Source organism: Alteromonas sp. DYW1 (genome assembly GCF_059752595.1).
Genome location: NZ_CM186038.1, coordinates 573,989 through 599,095, shown reverse-complemented (window position 1 = coordinate 599,095; position 25,107 = coordinate 573,989). Strand labels below are relative to the sequence as shown.

Genomic DNA, 25,107 nt, shown 5'->3' with positions numbered 1-25,107 from the left:
AAAGGATGAGTGAGTTATCGATTTTGATAGTAGGCTTGTTCTGATAGCTTATGATAAGCCTTTACACCTTCGTAAAACGTTTGATACGACGCATAAATGCGGGCAAAGTCAGCGTTTTCGGCCGACTTTTCTGCCAGCACTTCTGCCGTAGCTTGACGTAATGCGTTTATCACATCATCCGGCAGTGGACGAACATCGACCTTGTGCTCTTGGATCAGCTGCTGCATGGCATTATTGTTGCGCGCAGTGTATTCGTCGAGCATGTCCTGATTCACTGCGCGCGTGGCAATTTCTACAATTGCCTGTAGATCCTTAGGTAAGGCATTAAAGGCCTCTTCGTTGACAATAAACTCTAACGCGGTGCCTGGTTCATGCCACCCCGAATGGTAATAGTAGGTAGCTGCATTATGTAGACCGAAGGCAAGATCATTGTAGGGCCCCACCCATTCAGTTGCATCAATCGCGCCCGTTTGCAACGAGGTAAAAATTTCTCCCCCCGTCAATGTCACTGGTACGCCGCCAATTTTGGCAAAAACTTCACCACCAAGTCCGGGAATGCGCATATTTAAGCCCGCAAAGTCCTCCAAGGTATTAATTTCCTTTTTAAACCAGCCGGCCATTTGTACGCCAGTATTACCACCAGCAAAGGGGATAACGCCAAAGGGCTTATAAATCTCGCGCCAAAGCTCTAAGCCCCCACCATAATGCAACCAAGCATTCATTTCAGTCACATTCATACCAAAGGGAATTGCGGAGAAGATCGGAGCTGCTGGTATTTTGCCTTTCCAATAATAAGCACCTGCGTGGCCCATTTGCGCAGTACCCTGTGCAACAGCGTCAAACACTTCAAATCCTGGGACCAATTCACCCGCACCATACACCCGCACTTTTAAACGTCCGCCGGACATGTCTTCTACATAGCGCGCAAAGGTCTCAGGCCCCCTGCCCAAGCCGGGAAAATTTTTCGGCCAAGCAGTTACCATTTTCCAACGATATTCCTGCACTGGTTCGGCAGTCCCCTGCGCGGTTGAGGTGGACTGCGAGGATTGACCACACCCCCACATTAACGTAAGTACTGATAGGGAGATAAGGCTAGCGAGCGTAATTCTTATTTTCATTGTTATAACCTTAAGCGGTGAAACTTATAAATTAGTAGATTGTATCAGGCAAATAGGTCGCCAGTTCTGGCCATAGTGATAGTAGTATCAACACTAACACCTGAATAGCGATAAAGGGTATCACACCACGGTAAATCTGGGTGGTTTGGATCGTCTTCGGTGCAACTCCGCGTAAGTAAAAAAGGGCGAAACCAAAAGGTGGTGTTAAAAACGACGTCTGTAAATTCACCGCCAACATGATCCCTAACCACACCGGATCGATCCCCATCATTAACAGCACTGGTGCGACTATAGGCACTACGACGAAAGTAATCTCAATAAAATCCAAGATAAACCCGAGTAAAAATACCACTAACATCACCACCAACATCGCACCGACTTGACCACCGGGCAGACTGCTAAAGAAGGATTCGATGAGTTCTTCGCCGCCAAAACCGCGGAATACCAGCGAAAAGACGGATGCGCCGATCAAAATCAAAAACACCATAGAAGTGATTTTACTGGTGTCGATGAGAACTTCGGTTAACTGCTGACGAGATAATGTGCGTTTTACTAACGACAAAACTAACGCCCCCATCGCCCCCACACCTGCCGCTTCGGTAGGCGTCGCATAGCCGCTGATAATTGCCCCCAACACAACCACAATAAGTAACAATGGTGGAAGTAATGCCGATAGAATACGCTTAAGCGGTACAGGCTCGGCATGTTCGGTTTGATTGACTGGCATGCGTTGCCGCCACGTCGTAAAGACCACGTACACCACATATAAACCGACTAAAAGTAAGCCTGGGATGATTGCGCCCACAAAAAGATCGCCGACTGACACTGAATCTGGCGAGAAAATTCCCATATTCAACTGGGCCTGTTGATAAGCACTGGATAGCACGTCACCTAGCAAGACCAGAGCAATCGAGGGAGGAATAATCTGGCCCAAGGTTCCTGTAGCACAAATCAGTCCGCTACTGAGTTCTGGGGTATAACCTTTTTTCAATAAACTCGGCAGCGAAAGGAGCCCCATCGTCACAACTGTCGCACCGACAATGCCGGTACTGGCTGCCAATAACATGCCGACGAAAATAACTGAAAGTGCCATCCCGGCAGGTAAGCGACCACTCAGCAATTGCGCCATGGTTTGCAACAGTTCTTCGGCAATCTTGGATTTCTCCAACAACACGCCCATGAATACGAACAGCGGTACCGCAATTAACGTAGTATTGGTCAAAATCCCGTATAACCGACTGGGTAAAGCATGCAAATAGCTGGCGTCAAATCCACCAAGGAGAATACCCACGCCAGCAAACAATAATGATGTTCCGGCCAATGTTAACGCCACCGGAAAACCCAGCAACAAAACCAAACAAACGCAAGCAAACAACAGCAAAGCCATATATTCCATTACTGTGCTCCTGCTGCTTGCTTTATCACCCCAAAATAGCGCACGACATCTGCACAACCTTGTAATAAGAGCGTACCGCAAAACACTGGGATTAGACTTTTCAACACAAAGACAAGTGGCAATCCACCCGCTTCTTTAGAAGATTCCATAAGTTGCCATGAGTTAATCACGTAGTCCCAACTCATCACAAAAATAAAGACACAGACTGGGAACAGCAATACCAGCGTCCCAATAATATTGACCCACGCTTGTTGGGTAGGGCTAAAATTGCGATAAAAAATGTCGACCCGTACATGGCCATCATCTCGTAAGGTATAAGCAGCCCCCAGCATAAACACGAGTGCATGCAAATACATCACAGATTCTTGTAGCGCTATCCAACCGGTCGAAAAACCGTAGCGCAGCACCACAACTAAAAAAGTAATGAGCGTCATCAGCAAGATCCCATAACTTGCTGCATGCCCGAGCCAGCGCAAGATCCGGTCAATTGAGTTACTGAGCGAATTCACTCACAGCTCCTGTTATCATTTTTCTAATTGAGCTATAGGGTAAGCGTTGCTGCTAGGTCTGCGCAACCGAAATAAAAAACCCCGCTCGTGGCGGGGCTTTTTATCGTGCTTTTGTCTGAATTAGAGGATATCTAATAGCTCTACGTCAAACACTAAGGTGCTGTAAGGAGCGATGGCACCACCCGCACCTTGCTCGCCATAAGCGAGGTTATGCGGCACATATAAACGCCACTTAGCACCGACTTGCATCATTTGTAATGCTTCGGTCCAACCTTTAATTACGCCGTTGACTGGGAATTCAGCAGGTTGACCACGATCATAACTACTATCAAATACCGAACCGTCGATTAGGGTGCCATGATAATGTGTGCGTACGGTTGAATTCGCATCAGGTGTCGCGCCATCGCCAGCATTAATCACTTCGTACTGTAAACCAGAAGCTGTAACTTCTACTTCAGCACGCTTTGCATTCTCAGCTAAAAATGCTACGCCTTCTTCGATTACGGCTTTATGCTGTTCTGCCTTAGCCGCTTGCATGCGCTCATGGATCGTATTGAATGCGGTACGCAAATCGGCATCAGAAACCTGTGGTGCCGCGCCAGTGAATGCATCACGCACGCCTTCGACGACCGCATCAACATCCATTCCTTCAAACGGATTTGACGCCAATTGCTGGCCCATTTGATAGCCAATCCCGTAGCTACCTTGACCTTCGATTGTGGTAAATTTATCGCTCACATTTATCCCCAAAGTGGTAAAAGGCGGGGATGATAACACAGTCTGAGACAAATTGTGGGGAATAGACAAGTGTCTATCTTATAGCCAAACACATTAGACAGCTATCCATCACTTGCAGTATCGTGTTAATTGGCAAAATTTAAGGAGAAGGAAATGGCTGAAATAGATGCACAACTTCGAGATACCGTGCGCCAACTGGGCGCAACGCTTGGCGCAACGATTAAACATCAGTTGGGCGATGAGTGGCTCGAGCGGATAGAAACGATCCGCAAAGCAGGACGTTCAGCCAATAAGGGGGATGCGGAGAACCGCGCAAAATTACAGGCGCTGTTCAGTGAATTGGATGAGTCTGAACTACTCGTAATTGGTCGAGCATTTGCACAATTTCTTAACCTCGCTAATATCGCTGAACAAGAATACAACTCAGCGCAACAAATTGATTTCCCTATCGATCAATTGTTTGCTCACCTTGATCGTGCTGAGCTTAGCAATGATAGCATCGCGAGTGCGGTCGCTGATCTAAATATCGACTTGGTGCTAACGGCTCACCCAACCGAAGTCACGCGCCGCACCCTGATCCATAAACACAGCGAATTGGCTAAATGTTTAGCTCGCTTACACCAAAGTACCACCGACGAATATCACCGCGACAAACTCAATCAACGCATCGCCGATTTAATTGCCCAAGCTTGGCATACCGAAGAGATCCGTACCGTGCGGCCAACACCGGTTGATGAAGCGCGTTGGGGATTCTCTGTGATCGAAAATTCACTGTGGGATGCTGTCCCCGAATTTTTGCGTGACTTTGAAACCCGTTTAAAAAGTAATTATGAGCTGGCCTTACCGCTCGATGCCAAGCCTGTTCAATTCAGTAGCTGGATGGGCGGAGACCGCGATGGTAATCCGTTTGTTACGTCCAAAGTGACCGAGCAGGTTTTATTATTGGCGCGCAAACGCGCCGCTAAATTATTTGCCATTGATCTCGACAAGTTACAGGTTGAGTTGTCCATGAGTGAGTGTAACGCGGCCTTGCGCGAAGAGGTTGGTGATGCGTTGGAGCCTTATCGGGCATTGTTACGTCCTCTGGTTACCCAACTCCAGTTCACTCGCGATGACATTGATCGCCATGTAAATGGAAAACCCAGTGAACCAAGCCAATGGATCGCATCCCAGGACGACCTAATCAAGCCATTGATGTTGTGTTATCAAAGCCTCGTTGACTGTGGCATGCAAATCGTTGCCGATGGTTTACTGACTGATACCATTCGTCGTGCCCACTGTTTCGGGATCCACCTGTTGAAATTGGATGTGCGCCAAGACTCACAGCGCCACGCGGATGTGTTCAGTGAAGTTACTCGTTATCTCGGTTTAGGAGACTATAACCAATGGTCAGAAAGCGACAAACAAGCCTTTTTATTACGTGAACTGAGTTCCAAGCGGCCACTCTTTCCCCGCCATTGGCAACCGAGTGAAGAAGTACAAGAGGTCTTAGACACAGCAGGAACAATTGCCGCACACTCCGAACATGGGTTTGGTATTTACATTATTTCAATGGCAAGTGAACCCTCGGATGTGCTCGCCGTGCAGTTGTTGCTGCAAGAAATGGGAGTGACCTGGCCAATGCCTGTGGCCCCCTTGTTTGAAACCTTGGATGACTTAAACCAGTCGCCAACAGTGATGAACAATCTGCTCTCAATTGATTGGTACCGTGGCTATATTCAAGGTCGCCAGTATGTCATGATTGGCTATTCTGACTCCGCTAAAGATGCCGGTGCCCTCGCCGCCGGCTGGGCCCAATATCAGGCGCAAGAAGCTCTAGTTAAGCTCGCGCAAGATGCGCAGATCCAATTAACTCTGTTCCATGGCCGCGGCGGTACAATCGGTCGGGGTGGTTTGCCGGCGCATGCGGCCATTCACTCCCAACCGCCAGGTTCATTGGATGGAGGCTTTCGCGTTACAGAACAAGGCGAAACCATCCGCTATAAATTTGGGATGCCAGAGTTAGCCAAACGTAGCCTTGGGATTTATGCCAGCGCGATTATTGAAGCCATCTTATTTCCACCACCTGAACCGAAGCATGAATGGCGGGAAACAATCCAAACCATGGCTGATCAGGCGCGGGATAATTATCGCGGTATTGTGCGCGAACACCCTGACTTTGTGCCGTACTTTCGCGTTGCTACGCCCGAACAAGAGCTCGGTAAATTGCCCTTGGGGAGTCGCCCAGCAAAACGCAAGCCCACCGGTGGTATAGAAAGTTTGCGCGCAATTCCATGGATATTTGCCTGGGCGCAAACCCGTTTAGTGTTGCCGTCTTGGCTTGGTGTCATGCCAGCGATTCAGGCTAGCTACAATTCAGATGCTAAAGCAACGATTGAGGAAATGATCGCAGACTGGCCATTTTTTGCTTCACGTCTATCAATGCTCGACATGGTATTTCACAAAGCCGACCCGCAGATCAGCGCCGCCTATGATGAACGCTTAGTGCCTGCAGAGTTAAAACATTTCGGCGAAACCCTGCGCCAAGAGCTCTCCGACAGTATTGCCCTGTTGTTAAAGTTAACCAAGCAACAAAGCGTGATGGAAACTGATCCGCAAGGTAAGGAGTCGATGAACATTCGTGCTGGGTATTTACAACCCTTGCATTACCTGCAAATTGAATTACTCGAGCGGATCCGCGCACAGGTTGAAACCCCAGATGGCGAGAGCCCTTCTGCAACCGTTGCAACCCTCGAACGCGCAATGATGGTGGCAATCGCCGGCATCGCAATTGGGATGCGCAATACTGGCTAATGCCGTTAGGCGTATGCTAATTATCGCAGCCATCTAAGTTAGACCAGTAGCGTAGCGTTAATAAACAGAAGGCCTGATGATTATCAGGCCTTTTCTTTTTGCTTGGGAAGCTTCTTTGACAATACCCGAGTTAAAACACCACTGTTTGCTCCGGTGTACACGCCGTTTGCGCTAACTCACAGACTTGATAACGATAACTACCAGCCCCTTTTTGGCCAATATTATCAAAGCTTTGCCCACTATTCGCCACAGTAGCAACGCGTTGACCGTCACGATACACATCCACTTGCTCACCACCTAATCCAAGCCATTGTAGTTCAGTATTTTGTACGCCTTTCTGCTTAAACCCAGAAACTGTCAATTCGGCCTGGGTGGCTTCAGTAACCACATTTACCACATTGCTGCATTCGAGCGACTCGCCGCCAGCATTAAACGCAGTAACCCAAAAGAAGTACTCTGAACTTGCTTGCGCCTGCGTATCACTGATAGTACCGAAACCTGTCGCTGCGACACTTGCCTGAGTCGCGACGATTTGTCCATTTGTGCAACTACCTAATGGGTCACTGCTAGAACGATAAAGGTTAAACCCTAGCTCATTATCGGCATTATCATTGAACTCAAAACTGACACTAGTGGCCGTCATTGCAGTAGCGACAAGGTCGCTCGGTGCTAGAGGTACTTCAGGAACTAGAGTGGACGAACGAATAACTAGTTGATCAACGTATAAGCTATCAACCGCCTCGCCACTGCTTTGCTCAGCATCCGTAGCGCGGATCTGCACGGCACCGCTGATAGTTCCCAACACGGCCACGACACTATTGTCAGCAGCTTGACTGGACACGGTGAACAAGGGCGTCCAGCTATTGCCGTTATCCAGCGACATCGCAAAGTTTGCGCCTTCATTACCAGAGACCCAGGTATTCGCCACTAACGTCGAACCCCCTGCTCCGCCAGTGATATTGAAATTCCAGATATGCTGATAGGCTTGCCGTCTAGAGCGCTTAGGCCCCCCAGAGCTGGCTTCTGTGACAACTTGAGCGTTGCCATCATCAGCGTAAGTCGTGGCAAAACCGTTGGTGACCTGCCCTTGGTTCGTCAATTCGCTCAACGCAAACTCGGTAATTTCACTCGGTTGCACTGGTGTCACAACAGCAACCAGAAGACTATACGCGGAGGTGCCAGCACCATTGATTGCCGCTACACGGTATTCATAGGTCGAATCAGCCGCAACAGTATTATCAACAAAATTGGTCGCATTTGCGCTCAAGCGTGCGATCGTCGTCCAGTCTGATGCCACATCGCGCCGTTGCACCACGTATGACTCTTCATCATCGGCGTTATCAAGCCAAGCTAAAGTCACCGCGTTAAAATCAATACTGACGGCTTCTAGCGCACTGGGTGCAAGTGGAATAGTGACTTGTTGATTCACTCTGAAAGACGCCACATAGCTGGCAGATTCATTTAGCGTGCGTGCATTCCACGCACCACTCTCAGGCGCAAATGCTGGATCGATTCCCTGGGGCACGCCTGCATAGCTCACTTGTGGATTTGAAAACCGACCGACGCGGGCAGCACCGGAGCAGCTATACGACATGATCGTACGAAAGTAAGGAGACCCATTGTCATCGATTGAACCATCACTACAACGGCGATAGCCATAATTAAACGCACCAGATACGCCACCACCAACGGTTTGTCGATCATGATGGGCTCCTTGATTGTGACCAATTTCATGCGCTAAGGTACGATTGCCTACCATACAAGGCACATCGGTTACATTGAACGCTGAGGTTGCTGATGAACGCAGGTAGCCGATCCCACATCCTTGGCCATCATAAATCAAAGATACAATATCGGCATTCAACTGATCCCGTACTTGATGAACTTCATCCATTTGTCCATCTGACGTCGAGCGCAATGCAGTCAACGTTTCACTTGCATTGGTTCCGCTGTAGTCAGTTAAATGGGTGCCGACTAAATTCATAGTGATGTTTATTCCACTGGCGGCATAAGCATTATTTAGATCGGTAATAGCGGTAACAATATCTGCATCCAATTGCGAGCAACTCCCGGCATAGTTACACGCACCTTGCGTATACACTACTAGCAGGTCCTGCGTTACTGTATCACCGCTGTTAGCGCTTGCCGTGTCGGCCACAAACTCATTAATCTCTGAGTCTCCAAGCGGCACTTCACCATCAGCTTCTTCACTCGGTAGCGAGGCCAAATCAACTTCGTACAGTAATTCCTTTCCGGCATTATTGGTCGTCATTCGGTAGGTTTTTTCCTGCCATTGCACCAAGCCTGAAAGCTGACTTCCTTTAAAGGTTATAATCACACTTGCCGCTTCATCTCCCTGCACATGACCACTCCAAACATGCAGTCCCTTCCGACTGCGGTCTAGACTCGTTCGAACAGCAACAACCGGTTCGGTTAGGTTCGGTAATTCAATCAGTACCTCTGCGGCTAATAAGGCTTTGCGGTTTGCTTTGATTTTAAACGCCTGGCTCACATGTGCCGGTAATTGCGCATTGCTGTGCGGCGCTAATTCAGAAAATAACGCAAGAGGCTGCGCATAAGCTGCTGCGGGTAAGCCAGAGAGCAAGGTGGCTAGGATAGCAGCATTTTTGCAGGTTGAAGTGATCGTTTTCGGCATCATGGATGTGCCCTCTTAGTAAATTCGAAACAACAAGACACTGGTATAACCGCAGGTCTATTCGTAGTTGCAGTATAGAGTTATGGTGCTGCAAGTTGGGTAAGTGGAATTTTGCCTAAGGATATTTTTTTATAACTTTACGTTTCCTAACCGGCGACTAAGCAACAGGCAGCTAACGTAAACTGGCGATTGCTAAAGTTAACCTATACACTGATAGGCACTTAGCAAAATCCGGTGCTAATCAGTCAAAATGAGAGGTCAGCGGTGTCAGGTGTATTCAAACCGCATGGTAATTTAACTGTGCAAATTAAAGACCGCGTTCTCTGGCTAGAGGGCACAGGCCCTTGGAATCTAGAATTGCTGCAACAAGCAAACCAAGAATTACCTAAAAACTTTCCTTCCTGCATGGGTGCAAAATGGGGGGTGTTAACCATTATGCATGGTGACGCAATGTATATCCCCTCAGCGGAAAGCTACTTAAAAGAACACGTAAAAAATGAAAAGAACTATGGCCGTGTCGCTACTGCAGTGGTCATAACAAACCGTGACTCTTTTGATTTTTACACCCGTTATTTTGACAACCTATATTCCTCTTGTGGTGAAGTCTCGATGAGCTTTACCGATGTAACAGAAGCTGAAAAATGGCTGGCAGAACAGCTTCACTGAATTTGGCAGGAACTAAAAAAGCCAGTCCTAAGACTGGCTTTTGATATCTCGAATAAGTATCAATCAAGCGTTAGTAACGAAGTCTACACCCAATTGAATATCACCACGGAGACCGTCTAGCATGTCTTCCTTGGCTTTCTGCTCAAATGCGCTCAGTTCACCGTAGGGTAAAATCTCTTCTACGCCATTTGCCCCCAAACGCACAGGGTGAGCAAAAAATGCTGCATCATCAGAATCAACCTGAACATAAGTATATTCGACGACATTATCGCCTTTCATAGCGGCAACTAATGATAAACAGAAACGCGCTGCGGCTTGACCCATAGATAATGTTGCTGAACCACCGCCTGCTTTGGCCTCAACCACTTCAGTGCCGGCATTTTGGATACGTGTCGTTAATGCTGCGACCTCATCATCACTAAAGCTTACGCCTTCAACTTGTGACAATAATGGCAAAATCGTCGTACCTGAGTGACCACCAATCACTGGTACATGCACACCAGAAACATCCAGACCTTTCTTTTCAGCAACGAAAGTCTCAGCACGGATAACATCTAATGTAGTCACACCAAACAATTTATTTTTGTCGTATACACCTTTGGCCTTGAGTGCCTCAGCAGCGATTGCCACTGTAGTATTCACTGGGTTAGTGATGATCCCGATGCATGCTTTAGGACAAGTATCTGCGATAGCATCTACTAAGTTGCGAACGATCCCAGCATTAATATTAAATAAGTCAGAGCGATCCATACCTGGCTTACGCGGCACACCAGCAGGGATCAAAACAATATCACAGCCCTGCAAGGCGTCAGCCAAATTATCTTTACCGTGGCCGGTTACTTTTACATCGGTAGGAATGTGGCTTAAGTCAACCGCAACGCCTGGAACAACCGGGGCTACGTCGTAGAGTGATAACTCTGAGCCGGCTGGTAATTGAGTTTTTAATAAAAGTGATAATGCCTGACCAATACCACCAGCCGCACCTAGGACTGCTACTTTCATGAGTCTCTCCTACAAGAATATTCTTTACAAAATTAAAGCGTCTATGCACACGCACATAGAAGTGTGAGCTCAAGCAACGCGCAAGAAATTAAACGCCCGACACACTAAATCAAAAGGGCCCAAAACTCAATGACCCAATGGTCGTATACTGAGTATTTTAGGCAATTATAGCCTGAATTTACGATGAAAATTGCCACACCGCGTTGATTGCGGCAAAATGTGGGTTTTCCTCCAAGCAACTGCAATACCTATGGCAACTCCGAAGCAAGAATTATTGATAAAAGCATTCAAAGACTTATTGAAAGCCGAAAGCTATGGCTCGCAAGGAGAGATCGTAGACGCCCTTAAACAAGCGGGTTTTGATAGTATTAGTCAATCTAAGATTTCGCGCATGCTGAGCAAGTTTGGCGCGGTGCGCACGCGCAACGCCCGCGGTGATATGGTTTACTGCTTGCCACCTGAATTAGGTATGCCGACGGCGAAAAGCCCACTCAAGCAGTTAGTATTGGATATCGTGCACAATAATGTCATGGTAATCATTCGTACCAGCCCAGGAGCTGCTCAGCTTATCGCTCGCCTTTTAGACTCGTTATCGAAAAAAGACGGTGTGCTCGGCACCATCGCCGGTGACGATACAATATTCATCGCGCCTGCCGACGTAACTCAAATTGAAGAGTTACGGCAGCGGGTAGAGAAGCTGTTCGATAACGTATAACTAAAAATGAGCGAGTATCCTTGCCTCGCCTAACAATCTATTGGGAAACGGCTAGTCATACTCAATGTGTACGGGTTGTATATCCAATAAGCTATTAATACTGACAACCCTCGCAACTATAAAAGTTTTTCTAACTGTCATGTTAAATGCATTAGCTGGCTTACGACTCGACAGTGAGCGCACAAAACAAAGTCGTAGTACTCCCTCCAAGTAAATCACAAAAACAAAAAACCGGCCAAAAGGCCGGTTTTTCTAGATTAATCCGATTGGATTAGAAGCGGTATTTAACACCTACACGCATTGACCAGGTCGATGCATCTGCGTTAACTGTTTGACCTGCATCACCATCAAAGTTGGTGTATAGGTAGGTACCATCGTCAAGTAGACGAGCATCAACCACTGGGTTGTTGTACTCGAAGTTAACCTGACGGTATACACCCCAATCGTCGTTGATTAGGTTACCTAGGTTACGGATTGCGAAGTAAACTTCACCACGGTGTCCGTCCATAAAGCCAGGTAGCTCCTGAGAAACACGTAGGTCAACGCGTGTCCACCAGTTACTGTTCTGAGTATTGCGGTCAAGGATTGAACCGCGCGCACCTTCTAAACCACGCGTACGGATAAAGGCGTTGAACGCGTCTAGATCAAAGTTGTCGCCGTATTGAACGATTGGATCGTCAACCAATGGTACGTACAACAATGAACGATCTTCGAATGGACGCTCGTCACCAAAGCCCGGATCCCAGTCAAAGTTGAAGCTATACGGCTTACCTTTCACACGTTGTGCAAATAGGTTAAAGCGCGTGTCATAACCGTCGAAAATTTCCATCTTGTAGCCAAGATTGAAAGTAAAGCGGTGCTTAACTTCGTAGTTACTGGTTGCAACTTCTGGATTGTTGTAATCAGCGGTAGACAAGTTACCGTAGTTAGAACTTGCCGTTGAGCTGTTCATTGGGCTGCCTTCTTCAGCATCCATGTACGCATATGCTGCGCCAACACGTAAACCACTGTCATACGTCTTGTTAGCAAACACTGAAACTACCAATGAATCGCCATCGTCATCAGAGTTAGTCAAGAAGTAATCAGTTGTGTTACGGCCAGAACAATCGCTACTCGCTACATTCGCAACGCAATCTGCATCTAACAAATCAGCGTTCTTGTAGATAGGACGACCATCAGCTGCACGACCGATACGGACTGAGTTCAGTGCAATTGTCTTAGCAGAGTCTTGCTGACGTGAGTAAATCGCGTCGATACCAGCAACGGTACCATCTTCAAACTCGTGCTGTGTACCTAGGTTAAACTTCCATACGCCTGGTACGTTGAAGTCTGCGTCTAGCGCATTAACCGCACCGTCACCACCGGTCAAACCGTCGATGGAAGCTTGTGGTACGTTGAACAAGAATCCAGGAGTATTCGCTGCTAATAATGCATCACCTGACGTGATACGCGAAGCAAGAATAGTTACACCGTTGTTTGAATAGTTGTTAGACAACCAAACATTCGGGTTACCACCAGCGAACAAACCAGCACCACCGTATACGAACGTACTGTCATCAACTACGTAGTTGAAGCCTAGACGTGGTTGTAACAAATCCATGTCTGGTGCAACTGCGTTGGTGAAGCCATAACGCTGCTGGAAGCTTGGGTTAGCAGTTGGAGTATCGTCAGATGTCCATTTGTCGTAACGCAGACCGAAAGTCACTGTTAGGTCAACAGTTGCTTCCCAACGGTCTTGTAAGAAAACAGTCGTGTTTTCGAAGGTAAATGCCGCTGCACCATCGTTCGCATCAAGAGAAGCTGGGATGTTGTAGTCGATTTGTGACGCGATACCGTTGCGGAAGTCATCCAATGAATCAAATTCAAAGATACCTTGGCTGCCTGGAACGAATAGGTTGAACACGTCAACTGCACCGTACTCGACACCACCAGTGATTTCGTGATCACCTGCGAAATAAGTACCTGCGATACGGAACGTATCTGTATCATAGTCCAATTTGTTCGCTTGACGGAATTGGTCAGCACCCAAGAAAACGTCTACGCTACCGACTACGTCGCGAATAACCACGTCACCGAAGTCAGAGTCAGAAGTGAATGGCGTTTGGCCATTACGCACTTCTTGCATACCGAAACGGATTTCAGTAGAGAAGTCATCTGTCCAGTCAGAGAACAACTGCAATGAGTATGAAGTCAACTCATTTGCACGTTGGTAGTAGCGGTCATTGAATGCGTAGCTACGTGAGCCAGCGCCTGTTGCACTGATAGTGTTACCGTCAGTGTTTTGGTACGTCAATGACGCACGTTGACCGTCCATGATTTCCCAATCTAGCTTGATAAGCACTTTTTCTTCGTCTTCATCAGCTGCAGTTAGGATATCACCCGCTTGGTAACCATAGGTATTAAGGGCAATGTCACGGATTTCATCAAGTAAACCAACGGTTAGACCAGAAATTGGCTCAGCAAAGCCTGCACCTTCTGGGCCATCTTCAAAAAGTTCAGTTGGCTCATGAGTTTCATACGCAGCAAAGATAAATAACTTATCTTTAATGATCGGCGCACCGATAGTGAAACCGTAACGCTTCTCATCAAAATCAGGCACGTCAAACTTGTTGCCTTCAATTGAATCACCTTGCATTGAGTCGTTGGTGTAATCGATCCACACACTACCGTGGATTTCATTAGTACCAGAGCGAACAACGGCGTTAACGTTACAACCAGTGAAACCACCGTAAGTTACATCGAAAGGAGCAAGCTGAACGTCAACTTGGTCAATTGCGTCGAATGGGAAAGGTAGACGCTCAGTTGGGTAACCATTGTTGTTCAAACCGAAGTTATCGTTTTGCGCAATACCGTCAACAGTGATGCTGTTGAAACGGTTGTTTGCGCCACCACACTGGATTGCATCAGAGTTTGATGGATCGATAGTGATACGTGGGTCGTTTTGGATAACGTCTTTAATGTCACGAGAGATAGACGGTTGGAACTGAAGATCTTCAAAATTGAAGTTAGATGATGGACCTAACGCCTCAGTAACAACACCACCTGCAGCACCAGTAACTACAATACGCTCAACGTTAGAAGATGTTTCTAGCGCGATGTCAACGTTCGCTGGCTCACCTAGGTTAAGGTAAACATCTTCAATAGTACGCGAACCTTGCGCGTCTACTACGGTAATCGTGTAAGGACCGCCTACACGTAAACCACGTGCTACGAAGTTACCACTTTCATTAGTTTCTAATGTACGAACAGCGCCAGTACGAGTGTCTGTCAAAGTAACGGTAGCACCGCTAATCATCTCGCCAGCTTGAGTTGCTACAGAACCACGAATGGTTGATGACGTATCTTGCGCCATCGCTGCAGTAGAAAGGCCTACTGAAACAGCAACTGCAATCGCAACACGATTGAGTTTTGATTTAAGTAACATAGTGTGTTTCCTATTAATGTATCGTAATACTTTGTTCAACGCGGTGGCTTATTATTGTTATCAGCACGTTGAGTCCAATTCAAAAAGCTGCGGAAGTCTATATAAGAAATGTTGCAACTTTATGACAATCAGCCGCTTAGTTTGGAACGAAGTCGCGTAAAAATCCAGCAAAAAAGTCATTTTTGGCGATAAATCAACCAACTTCAGACCACGTGTTGTAAGATTATGTCCCTAACTGTATGACAGTTTAATGATAGAACCATCAATTCTGTGCATTCCAAGCTGTAACGAAACTGACGTAACCGATGACTAAAAACCGGCAACAGCAAACAAAATGGGTAACAGATGCCCCTAAAAAATTGCCAAAAAGCAGCTAAACACGTATCTTTGCACGAAGTCAGCAAAATTCCGTTTTATCATGCAAAAGCCGCTTATTATCGCCATATCTGGAGCATCCGGTTCCGGTAAATCCTTATTTACTGAAAATCTGCTAAAAGCATTCGCCGAGCAAGGCCGGCCAGTGCAGATTTTGCGCGAGGACCATTATTATAGGGCGCAAGATCACCTACCGATGGAAGAGCGCGAAAAAAATAACTATGACCATCCCAATGCATTTGAGCATAGCTTGTTGAAAGACCATCTTGAGGCACTACGAAATGGTGAAGAGATTGATTATCCGCACTACTGTTATAAAACGCATACTCGTCTGCCGGATACGGAGCGCTTAAAACCAGCGCCGGTAATCATTCTTGAGGGCATTATGCTATTGGCTCGGCCTGAGCTTTTACCGTTGTATGACGTCAAAGTGTTTATCGATACCCCGTTGGACATTTGTTTAATGCGTCGTATGATGCGAGACGTGCGTGAACGTGGACGAACACTAGAATCTGTCGCGACCCAATATGAATCAACGGTCAAGCCTATGTATCATCAGTTTATAGAGCCAAGTCGTTTTACCGCTGATGTCGTGGTAACCCAAGGCGGCAAAAACTACATTGCACTGGATGTAATCTCTTCGCACATCAAGCAAGCACTACAATAAAAATAAAAAGGTAACCCTACACATGACTGGTATTTTTGGCATTCTATTGCTGCTCGCATTGGCATACGCCATTTCTTCTAACCGCCGCGCCATTCGTTGGCGCACCGTAGGTGGTGCTTTCGCCATTCAGGCCGGAATTGGGGCATTTATCCTGTACTTTGAACCTGGCATTCAAATGCTGTTGAGTTTGAGTGAGTTTGTTAAAAACATCATTGGTTACTCACAACAGGGTATCGACTTTTTGTTTGGTCCGGTCGGTAACCTATCACTCGGATTTATTTTTGCGTTTAATGTACTACCCGTCATTATTTTCTTTTCCTCGTTAATCACCGTCCTATACCACATTGGCATTATGTCTTGGGTGATCCGCATTATTGGTGGTGCGCTAGAAAAGCTATTGAAAACCTCACGACCAGAATCGATGTCTGCGGCAGCAAATATATTTGTTGGCCAAACCGAAGCTCCACTCGTGGTGCGCCCCTTTATCCCTAAAATGACACAGTCAGAACTGTTTGCCATTATGGTCGGTGGTTTAGCCTCAATTGCCGGTTCTGTGATGGCTGGCTATGCTGGATTGGGCGTGGAAATCAAATACCTATTAGCCGCAAGTTTTATGGCCGCGCCGGGCGGACTCTTGATGGCGAAGTTGATGCAACCCGAAGTCGATAAAGTGCATAACGAACTGGCCGAAGTGAAGGAAGAAAAAGCCGACTATGCCAATGTGTTTGATGCGGCGGCCAGTGGTGCCTCCTCAGGCTTGCAATTAGCCTTGAATGTAGGCGCTATGTTGTTGGCTTTTGTTGCTTTGATTGCGCTTTTAAATGGAATGATTGGTGGCATTGGCGCATGGTTTGGCATGCCCGACCTAACCTTCCAAATGATCCTTGGCTATATATTGCAACCGTTAGCATGGGCGATCGGTGTACCATGGGAAGAGGCGCGCTTAGCCGGCAGCTTCATTGGGCAAAAAATTGTCGTGAACGAGTTTGTTGCGTATCTCGATTTCATCAAATACAAGGAAGAGTTGTCGGCGGGTACGCAAGCGATTGTAACGTTCGCTCTGTGTGGTTTTGCAAACTTCTCTTCTATTGCTATTTTGATGGGCGGGATTGGCGCAATGGCACCTACTCGCCGCAAAGAAATCGCGCAGTTGGGGTTGAAAGCGGTTTTTGCTGCTACACTAGCTAACTTAATGAGTGCAGCGCTCGCTGGCGTATTCTTATCGCTGGCGTAAATGCCAGACACTGGCAAAAGTTTTTTTGACCCGAATCAATGACCTCCGCAGAAAGCGCGCTATAATGCGCGCCTTTCCAGTGAAATAGAGATGACTATGACTCAGCGATTAGTTGCTGTCGATTATCAGGCAGCCAATGCAAAAGAAGAATTCGTGCGTTCATTGCGCGAGACAGGATTTGGCGTGTTAAAGAACCACCCGATCCAGCAACAATCGGTTGCCGATATCTACGCCAACTGGCAGAATTTTTTTAATAGCGACGAGAAAAATCAATATACCTTTCATAAAGAAACTCAGGATGGTTTTTTCCCGAGCACTGTGTCGGAAGTTGCAAAAGGCTTCAAAAAGAAAGATATCAAAGAATATTTCCATTATTACCCTTGGGGACAGTGTCCAGCCGAGCTAAAGCAACAGCTGCAAGATTACTATGATCAGGCAACAGCACTGGCCGCTGAATTATTGTCATGGGTAGAGGAACTGTCGCCCAGCGAGGTCAGTCAAGGCTATCGTGAACCCTTATCGAATATGATCAAGGATAGTGAACAGACCTTACTGCGCGTACTGCATTATCCACCGCTAGATGGCTCGGAAGAACCCGATGCAATCCGTGCCGCAGCTCATGAAGATATCAATTTACTGACCATCTTGCCGGCAGCAAATGAACCCGGCCTGCAGGTCAAAGGCAAAGACGGTGGTTGGATCGATGTGCCTTGCGACTTCGGGAACTTGATCGTTAACATCGGTGATATGTTACAAGAAGCCTCGGGGGGCTATTTCCCTTCAACAACGCATCGCGTGATTAATCCTGAAGGAGCTGATCAAACTCGCTCGCGTATTTCATTGCCGTTATTTTTACATCCGCGTCCTGATGTTGTGTTATCTGAACGACATACCGCGGACAGCTATTTAAAAGAACGGTTACGCGAGTTAGGCGTAATTTAGTCCGCTTTGGCGAGGCGCTGATCCACTTCTGTGAGCAGCGCCCAAGCCACATCTATTGCTAGAGCTAAACTCTCTGGCTTGATCCGCTCTACAGTATCCTGTGCGGTGTGATACCACGGATGCGCACCTACCCCTAAAAACAAATAAGGGATACCTGCGTCGGCAAAAACCGCATGGTCACTGGCACGCTTAAAATTAATATCAGTGCCCACTGAACGTCGAGTCCGCGCTTGGCGATGCTCTTTGATCAAGCGTAAACCAGAGTCTGCCAGTAGTGTTGCGTTAATATCATCGACCAATGATGCGAACGCTACATGCGATTGCGTGCCGGTTAGGTACAAACGCGCTGGACGCCCCAACTGACCGAGCATATCTAAATTAATGTTAGCGACGATGCTGGAGAATGGAACTCCCTCATGTTGGAGCATCGCTTTAGCCCCAATTAACCCTTTTTCCTCAGCATCAGTTGCCGCGAACAACAAGCGGTGCTGCCACGCTGTATTATTACTGAGCTGGGCCAAAGCCAGCATAACGGCCACACCTGATGCGTTGTCATCCGCGCCAGGATGAATTCGGCCTTGCACGCGGCCAAGATGATCATAGTGGGCGGTTAATACAATCACACCCAACTGATCCCCCTTTGTTATCGCCAGTAAATTGGTTCCCGAATAAGCATTCAATCCATTTTTCATCGTAAAGGGGTGATAAAAATCATCGCTCGACAGTACCCCTTGCAACTGTGCTTGAACATAACGCTCAACAATATGCTGCTGTGCCTCAATGCTTCCCTGTGTGTTTGGCTCTCGCCCTGCGCGTTCGGGTGCTGCGAGATAAACTAAATCATCCCACGCTTGGCGGTATACATCTGCATGAGTCTGGTTGGTTGCTGCAGCCAGAAGTACTAGGAGGCAAAGCCAAAACTTCACGATACCGAAACTACAACTGTTGCAGTTTGGTGAGCTTGCCCTGGTAACGCGCTTCATCTTGCGGATTTGGCGCCCGACGTTTGGCCATCGCAAGATATTTTTCGGCGCGACTAATATCACCTAATTCGTAATAGGTTTTGCTCAGCCCGAAAAGGATTTCATGCTTTTCCGCATCTAAACGATGCGCTCGCACAAAAAATTGTAAAGCATCATCAAGTTTACCTTCATCAAATGCCTGCTCTCCGAGAATAAAATGGTAAAAGGGATTATCTTGCCGCTGGCGTTCTACACGACTAAAAATGCGCTCAGCAAGCTCGGTCTCACCATTCTGGCTATGTAAAAACGCAAGGTTTTCCCACGCCGTAAGATTATCGTCATCAGCTTCTATTGCCCTTTCATAACTTTGCTTGGCGAATTCCAGGTGTCCAGTACGGCGATATAGGATCCCTAAGTTGACCCAAGCGCCGTCAAAATTGGGATCCATTAATACAGCAGCCCGAAAATATGCATACGCCCTCGTGTACGCTTCGTCAATCAGTGCATCCGCACCTTTATTGTTATAGAACATGGCGAGTGCTTGTTGCTTAGTAATCTCTACAACGGGGAAATGCTTGCGACTCTCTTGCGGATCAAAATCAATCACCACATCCGAACTCAATAATTGGATCACCTGTTGATCATGCTTTGGCCGTACTAACACATTGACATGCCCATTGAGCAATGAAAAGCCATCGCGGCGAGTCCAGTATTCGGGTATCTGAATATCCTGAAAGCGCGCATCAAAACCAGCGTATTCAGCCAATGCAAAAGTCATTATTGACATCGACAAGCAGTTTGCAGCGCCCGTTCTAAACGTATCAGACGCGGTGGTATTGGCATCATTGCTGTACAGCAGGTTCAGATCAGAGCGATCAAAAATACTACTGACTAATGCTTTGATCTTCTTAGTGGGATGGTCGTGTTGCCATGTAATGCGGTTAACAAAGGACTTCGCTTCTGGAGTAAGCTCAAATACCTCTTCCTCGGTTTCGATAGCAAAGAGATGATAACCAGGAAATGCACGGTCATTAAGCAACTGATTTGGACTTTCGCTCAGCGGGACGGACGTGCTCTGGCAAGCGCTCAAACTCAGTGCCACTAAGGCTAACAAGATTTGTGGAACCTTTCGCATACGTTACCCCACCAAATGTTAACAACATGTTAAGCATATACAGTAAGACCCAAGTCGGACAAGGGAGTTCCCCGTAAAATAGTGTCGTTCATCGTATGCATGGTCTAGCACAGCTCAATCTTCAGGTTTGCGCCAGCCATAAAACAATTTCGGACATAAACACAGTATTGGCCAATACCTCTGTTAATGGCCCCATTGCCATTATCGGGATCAAGCCAACCAGATAAGCGGGATAGAAGCGCTTCTTATTTGACCAATCAAACACCATGCCGCCGATCAGGAATAACAACATTACTGCCGATACCACAATGGCAGCTTCTACATTTAATACCAAAGCTATCCGACCAACTCCAGGTGTACCAATTGAAAGTGTCGCAGCGAACATTAACCGCCTATGCCACTCAGTCTGCTTTCGAAGCCTTAACCCTAGGCCAATGAGCATGCCGAAAACCAGCAAATTCAGCCAATCCAAGGCGAGAAAAAACTCCGGAGTAAAAAACACCGGCGTTCGCCCCACAACGACTGTATAAGGTAAAAACACAGCACCCGTCACTAACATCCAAAGCGCCAGCGCTGCTCCTATTCGCCCGAATAAACGATGATTGCCGCGTCTGTCAGAATAGATGAAATATGTTTGGCAAATATACAGCACCAGCCATGCCATAAAGGACAGTGCATGCATATGCACCCACCATGGAGCATCAAAACTCGATCGAGCCGTGAGGATAAAAAGGACAAATCCTACAATCACTATGGACGCATAGCTAATAGCGGTAACCAAGAAAAAAGTGGCCTCTCTTTGCTCAGTCTCTGTTTGCATTTCGATCTCCTGATTTCACTACAACGATAGTTCAGTCACCGAAATGCGCCAGCCAAACGGGTAAAAACAATTTTTTACAATTCCTCTATTGAGGGGCTAGCACGCACAGCCTAGTCTTAAAGCTGTGCCTTCTGATGCGATGAACTGGAGTGTTTGGGCTGCATTTACGGTGGTGGCCTTTATCGGTCTATTTCGCACTGTTGAGATGATCCCAATTTTACTCCTTGAAATTATCTATAAGTGCCTCTGGTTGCTATTAGTTGCCTTGCCACTGTGGCTGGAGGGACGTTTGTCAGAGCAAACAACCGATGGCTTGATTTTCCCCTTCGCATTAGTCATTTTACCGATCCTCGCAATGCCCTGGGAATACGTAGTTAAGAAACTCATACTGGGCCGCACTCACGCCACAGTTTGAACGTCTGGCACTCCTCCCAGAATGCTCGCCCCTTATCGGTAACCTTATATCTGCAGCACAATATCGTGCGGACCATCGACAATAATGCATTGATAGAAACTAGGCCAAGGTTCCAGATTACAAAAGATTCATCAACCAAAAAACAATGGCTGCTGTAATGAAACTATGCAATGTGCACTGCATGACTTAATTTCACTTAAAGACATCATTTGAGGTAAGCAATATGAATATGCGCTTAAAATCTACCATTCTCGCTGCTGCATTGATCAGTGTAGCAGGAGCCGCTGTCGCCGGCGGTAACTACGCGAAAAGCACTGCTAGCCAACCTGATATTGTTGATATTGCTGCAGGCAACGCCAATTTCACGACACTGGTTGCGGCACTGCAGGCCGCGGACTTAACCGATGCATTAGGAGGCAAAGGTCCATTCACCGTTTTTGCTCCCACCAACGAGGCATTTGCGAAACTACCAGCAGGTACCGTTGAGTCGCTGCTAAAGCCTGAAAACAAGCACAAGCTGGTCGAAATCCTGACTTATCACGTGGTTCCAGGGGAAATCTATGCCAAAGAAGTGGTTAATCTGTCTAGCGCCAGTTCGTTGCAGGGCGATAGTATTGATATTCACGTATCTATGGGCACAGTAACAGTCGACGGCGCCAAGGTTATCCAAACTGATATCAAAGGTAGCAACGGCGTAATCCATGTTATTGATAATGTGATTTTGCCCAATTCTTAAGGTTGATGCTCCGTCAGATCCAACTGACGGAGCCTAGTTGATGTTTTATTTTTGCTCAAAGGTGCCATAGCCATTCCCAAAACCAACGCTTTCTTTTATGCTGATCGTACCTGTTGGGCAGCAAAGAAATAGTATGAAAAAACGAGTTGTGTTTAATCAAAAAGGGGGCGTCGGTAAATCCACCATTAGCACCAATTTGGCCGCATCAAGTGCCAAACGGGGGTTAAAAACACTTTTAATCGATCTCGATGCACAGGGCAATGCTACCCATTATGCAGGTATCGACGTTGCCGAAGACACGCATACCGTCGCAGATATGTTTAAGCAAACCGTAGGATGGTTCAGTAAAGCGCTTACGGGCGAAGATTTTGTGCAGCCCTCAGCATTTGAAAATCTCTTCGTCATGCCCGCAGACAAAAGTTTAGCCAATATTGAACGCGAGTTAGAGTCGCGCTATAAAATGTTTAAGTTGCGAGATACAATCAAAGAGCTTGAAGGTCAGTTCGATCGCATATATATCGATACGCCGCCGAACTTTAACTTTTACTCCAAGGCTGCATTAATCGCTGCAGATTCTTTCCTAGTACCATTTGATTGTGACGATTTTTCCGCTCAAGCGATCCAGCGTTTACTCGACAATGTCATGGAACTCAAGAGCGATCATAATCCGGATTTGGCCTGTGAAGGAATCATCATCAACCAATTCAATGCGCAGGCGAATTTGCCCAAACAACTCGTTGCCGGATTAGTTGCGCAAGGATTACCTGTGTTAGAAGCCAAACTAAGTGCCTCGGTAAAAGTTCGAGAGTCGCATAGCCAGCGTCGTCCGCTCGCCTTTTTTGCCCCGAGTCATAAACTGAGTCAGCAATTCGAAGAACTACTCAACGAACTCGAATCTTAGACGCCTGATGGGAAGTTCTGCCGATCCACTACAAGGGCTTACAGTTGCCATTGCGACTCAACACCGTAAGGCAGACTACATAGCAGCTCCATTAGCTGCAGCGTTGGATTGGAAAGTAGTCAATTACACTGATTTCAATACCGACTCTTTAGGTACCTTCAGTGGTGAAATAGAACGATCGCTTTCCCCCTTTGAATGCGCTAAACAAAAAGCGCTAATGTCTGTCCAGCACGCAAATGTTAAGATAGGTATTGGCAGTGAGGGTAGCTTTCAAAGTGACGCTTTTGGCTTGTTTGCGATCAATACGGAAATACTCGTCTGCGTTAATCATGTTGGTCAGGTGATCGCAAGTGCCAGCGCTCAACAACCCATTATGGTTGAGCAATTAGCATTAGAACTTCCGCTTATTGAAGATTGGCAAACGCAGGTCAATGCGTTTACCGCTGAAGTGCCACCGGCTCAGGCCTGTATTCTCATCGCAGTTAATAGCAAAAACAGTGTACTGGCTGTGCGCAAAGATCTGATCGGGGCAGCCGCGATACAAGCAGCCGTGCAACAACTCAGTACCACTGAGTCAGCGAGTTTGCTAAAATTGCAATACGATTTTCGGGCCATGCACTGCCCACAACGTCAAGTAACTTTAGATCTAGCTGCGCAAGCGCTTGCCAAACACTTAACCAGTCTCTGCCCAAAGTGTGCAGCACGTGGCTTTGTTGCTAGTCAAGCAGTCGCAGGGCTACCTTGTCGTCATTGTGGAACACCCAGCACGCTACCGAAAGCCTATATTACGGCTTGCCAAAAATGTGGATTTAACCAAACCCAAGCGGTCGATATGCGGGATACAGATCCCGTAAATTGTAACTTTTGTAACCCATAAAATGACAGACAGTAAAACTCAATTTTTACCTGCAAACGAAACAGGAATCGCTCAAGCGGCTGATCTATTGAGGCATGGAGGGACTGTAGCCGTGCCCACGGAGACCGTCTATGGCCTTGCCGCAGATGCAACCAATCCGGCAGCGGTTGCGAAAATTTTCAAGGCCAAACAACGCCCTAACAATCATCCCCTGATTGTGCATATCCACAGTCTTGCACAGCTTGATTCGATCTGTTCTGACATCCCGGCCGTTGCGCGGCAAATCGCCAAAATTTTTTGGCCTGGACCACTCACTTTGATCCTGAAGAAAGGTGCGCTGATCGGTTCGGCTGTCACCGGTGAACTAGACACTATCGGAGTACGCATGCCTGCTCACCCGGTGTTCCGGGAAATTCTGCAACAGGGAGAATTGATTGTCGCAGCGCCTTCCGCCAATCCACACAAACAGCTCAGCCCAACTACAGCCGAGCAAGTGTTTAACGAATTAAGCGATAGAATTGACGCAGTGGTCGACGGAGGCGCTTGTGATGTTGGTTTAGAGTCAACTATCCTCGATGTCAGCGATTACCCACTCCAACCAATGCGCATTTTGCGTGCCGGTCCAATCACCGCAAAACAATTATCCGATGCCCTGCAGCTGCCAGTACAAAGCTATCGCAGTCATCAGTTACAGGTGCCCGGTAACATTAAGCAACACTACCAACCAAAGGGCAAACTGCAGGTTAAAACAACGGATGAGTTGACTGCCGCGCTGGCTCATTGGCCAGAACATACCGCGTGCGTATACTATAGCGACGAATTAACACAACAACTCGGCAATAGGGAGCTTGACGGCTTTGTTCAACTCAGTGCAGAAAAAGCCAACTATGCCCGTCATTTGTACCAATCGCTGTATCAGCTCGATAACCAAGGCTTTGCCAATATTTGGGTCGAACAACCGCCCAGTGATGAAGCGTGGGATGATGTGAATGATCGGTTAGCGCGCGCACAGGCTTGAATGTAGGCGGCGACATACAGTTCTGCCGC

21 protein-coding genes are annotated in these 25,107 nt (G+C 47.2%); 11 read left to right on the top strand and 10 right to left on the bottom strand.

What is annotated here, in order from left to right; translation table 11 throughout:
• Positions 1–14 precede the first annotated feature (14 nt).
• From AC121Z_RS02695 to bamJ, 4 genes are all read right to left on the bottom strand, one after another.
• Positions 15–1,118, bottom strand: a complete 1,104-nt coding sequence (locus AC121Z_RS02695) for a TRAP transporter substrate-binding protein (RefSeq protein WP_498126460.1) — start codon at positions 1,116–1,118, stop codon at positions 15–17.
• 31 nt (positions 1,119–1,149) lie between these two features.
• Positions 1,150–2,514, bottom strand: a complete 1,365-nt coding sequence (locus AC121Z_RS02690) for a TRAP transporter large permease (protein WP_498126458.1) — start codon at positions 2,512–2,514, stop codon at positions 1,150–1,152.
• Positions 2,514–3,023, bottom strand: coding sequence for a TRAP transporter small permease subunit (locus AC121Z_RS02685; RefSeq protein ID WP_498126456.1), 510 nt, complete (start codon positions 3,021–3,023; stop codon positions 2,514–2,516). Before AC121Z_RS02685 ends, AC121Z_RS02690 begins: the two co-directional genes overlap by 1 nt.
• A gap of 120 nt (positions 3,024–3,143) precedes the next feature.
• On the bottom strand, positions 3,144–3,761 hold the full coding sequence (bamJ, locus tag AC121Z_RS02680) for a BamJ family beta-barrel-assembly machinery protein (protein ID WP_498126455.1): 618 nt from the start codon (positions 3,759–3,761) through the stop codon (positions 3,144–3,146).
• A 153-nt stretch (positions 3,762–3,914) separates the two neighbouring features.
• On the opposite strand from bamJ, the gene ppc reads away from it, so the two are divergent.
• On the top strand, positions 3,915–6,554 hold the full coding sequence (gene ppc / locus AC121Z_RS02675) for a phosphoenolpyruvate carboxylase (protein ID WP_498126453.1): 2,640 nt from the start codon (positions 3,915–3,917) through the stop codon (positions 6,552–6,554).
• Between the two features lie 130 nt (positions 6,555–6,684).
• Here ppc and AC121Z_RS02670 read toward each other — a convergent pair whose 3' ends face one another.
• Complete coding sequence (locus AC121Z_RS02670) at positions 6,685–9,213, bottom strand: M12 family metallo-peptidase (protein WP_498126452.1); 2,529 nt, start codon at positions 9,211–9,213, stop codon at positions 6,685–6,687.
• 297 nt (positions 9,214–9,510) lie between these two features.
• On the opposite strand from AC121Z_RS02670, the gene AC121Z_RS02665 reads away from it, so the two are divergent.
• Complete coding sequence (locus AC121Z_RS02665; RefSeq protein ID WP_498126451.1) at positions 9,511–9,876, top strand: hypothetical protein; 366 nt, start codon at positions 9,511–9,513, stop codon at positions 9,874–9,876.
• 63 nt (positions 9,877–9,939) lie between these two features.
• On the opposite strand, the gene mdh is transcribed toward AC121Z_RS02665, so the two are convergent.
• Complete coding sequence (mdh, locus tag AC121Z_RS02660) at positions 9,940–10,878, bottom strand: malate dehydrogenase (RefSeq protein ID WP_498126449.1); 939 nt, start codon at positions 10,876–10,878, stop codon at positions 9,940–9,942.
• Positions 10,879–11,128: 250 nt separating this feature from the next.
• Between mdh and argR the strand changes: the two genes are divergently transcribed.
• Positions 11,129–11,593, top strand: a complete 465-nt coding sequence (gene argR, locus AC121Z_RS02655) for a transcriptional regulator ArgR (protein WP_498126447.1) — start codon at positions 11,129–11,131, stop codon at positions 11,591–11,593.
• Positions 11,594–11,864: 271 nt separating this feature from the next.
• Here the strand turns inward: argR and AC121Z_RS02650 are convergent, their stop codons facing one another.
• Positions 11,865–15,017 carry a TonB-dependent receptor gene (locus AC121Z_RS02650; RefSeq protein WP_498126445.1) on the bottom strand — a complete coding sequence of 1,051 codons (3,153 nt, stop codon included), beginning with the start codon at positions 15,015–15,017 and terminating at the stop codon, positions 11,865–11,867.
• Positions 15,018–15,435: 418 nt separating this feature from the next.
• Here AC121Z_RS02650 and udk point away from each other — a divergent pair, with 418 nt between their 5' ends.
• The 3 genes from udk (at position 15,436) to AC121Z_RS02635 (ending at position 18,235) form a co-directional block, all read left to right on the top strand.
• The gene (gene udk / locus AC121Z_RS02645; RefSeq protein WP_498126443.1) at positions 15,436–16,059 is read left to right on the top strand and encodes a uridine kinase; all 624 of its coding nucleotides are present in this window, start codon (positions 15,436–15,438) and stop codon (positions 16,057–16,059) included.
• Positions 16,060–16,081: 22 nt separating this feature from the next.
• Positions 16,082–17,293 (top strand): NupC/NupG family nucleoside CNT transporter, encoded by a 1,212-nt coding sequence (locus AC121Z_RS02640; protein ID WP_498126441.1) that lies wholly within the window; start codon positions 16,082–16,084, stop codon positions 17,291–17,293.
• Positions 17,294–17,389: 96 nt separating this feature from the next.
• Positions 17,390–18,235 carry an isopenicillin N synthase family dioxygenase gene (locus AC121Z_RS02635; RefSeq protein ID WP_498126438.1) on the top strand — a complete coding sequence of 282 codons (846 nt, stop codon included), beginning with the start codon at positions 17,390–17,392 and terminating at the stop codon, positions 18,233–18,235.
• Here the strand turns inward: AC121Z_RS02635 and AC121Z_RS02630 are convergent.
• The 3 genes from AC121Z_RS02630 to AC121Z_RS02620 form a co-directional block, all read right to left on the bottom strand.
• Positions 18,232–19,161 carry a M20/M25/M40 family metallo-hydrolase gene (locus AC121Z_RS02630; protein ID WP_498126437.1) on the bottom strand — a complete coding sequence of 310 codons (930 nt, stop codon included), beginning with the start codon at positions 19,159–19,161 and terminating at the stop codon, positions 18,232–18,234. The two genes, AC121Z_RS02635 and AC121Z_RS02630, sit on opposite strands and share 4 nt — an antisense overlap.
• Positions 19,162–19,171: 10 nt before the next feature.
• Positions 19,172–20,332 (bottom strand): tetratricopeptide repeat protein, encoded by a 1,161-nt coding sequence (locus AC121Z_RS02625; RefSeq protein WP_498126436.1) that lies wholly within the window; start codon positions 20,330–20,332, stop codon positions 19,172–19,174.
• Positions 20,333–20,453: 121 nt separating this feature from the next.
• Positions 20,454–21,152 (bottom strand): hypothetical protein, encoded by a 699-nt coding sequence (locus AC121Z_RS02620; RefSeq protein ID WP_498126435.1) that lies wholly within the window; start codon positions 21,150–21,152, stop codon positions 20,454–20,456.
• A 139-nt stretch (positions 21,153–21,291) separates the two neighbouring features.
• On the opposite strand from AC121Z_RS02620, the gene AC121Z_RS02615 reads away from it, so the two are divergent.
• From AC121Z_RS02615 to AC121Z_RS02595, 5 genes are all read left to right on the top strand, one after another.
• Positions 21,292–21,567, top strand: coding sequence for a hypothetical protein (locus tag AC121Z_RS02615; RefSeq protein ID WP_498126433.1), 276 nt, complete (start codon positions 21,292–21,294; stop codon positions 21,565–21,567).
• Positions 21,568–21,790: 223 nt separating this feature from the next.
• On the top strand, positions 21,791–22,303 hold the full coding sequence (locus tag AC121Z_RS02610) for a fasciclin domain-containing protein (protein ID WP_498126431.1): 513 nt from the start codon (positions 21,791–21,793) through the stop codon (positions 22,301–22,303).
• A gap of 133 nt (positions 22,304–22,436) precedes the next feature.
• Positions 22,437–23,204 carry a ParA family protein gene (locus AC121Z_RS02605; protein WP_498126430.1) on the top strand — a complete coding sequence of 256 codons (768 nt, stop codon included), beginning with the start codon at positions 22,437–22,439 and terminating at the stop codon, positions 23,202–23,204.
• A 7-nt stretch (positions 23,205–23,211) separates the two neighbouring features.
• Positions 23,212–24,081: a DUF6671 family protein gene (locus AC121Z_RS02600; RefSeq protein WP_498126429.1), complete on the top strand. Its 870-nt coding sequence runs from the start codon at positions 23,212–23,214 to the stop codon at positions 24,079–24,081.
• Between the two features lies 1 nt (position 24,082).
• On the top strand, positions 24,083–25,078 hold the full coding sequence (locus AC121Z_RS02595; protein ID WP_498126428.1) for an L-threonylcarbamoyladenylate synthase: 996 nt from the start codon (positions 24,083–24,085) through the stop codon (positions 25,076–25,078).
• The last annotated feature ends 29 nt before the right edge of the window (positions 25,079–25,107 follow it).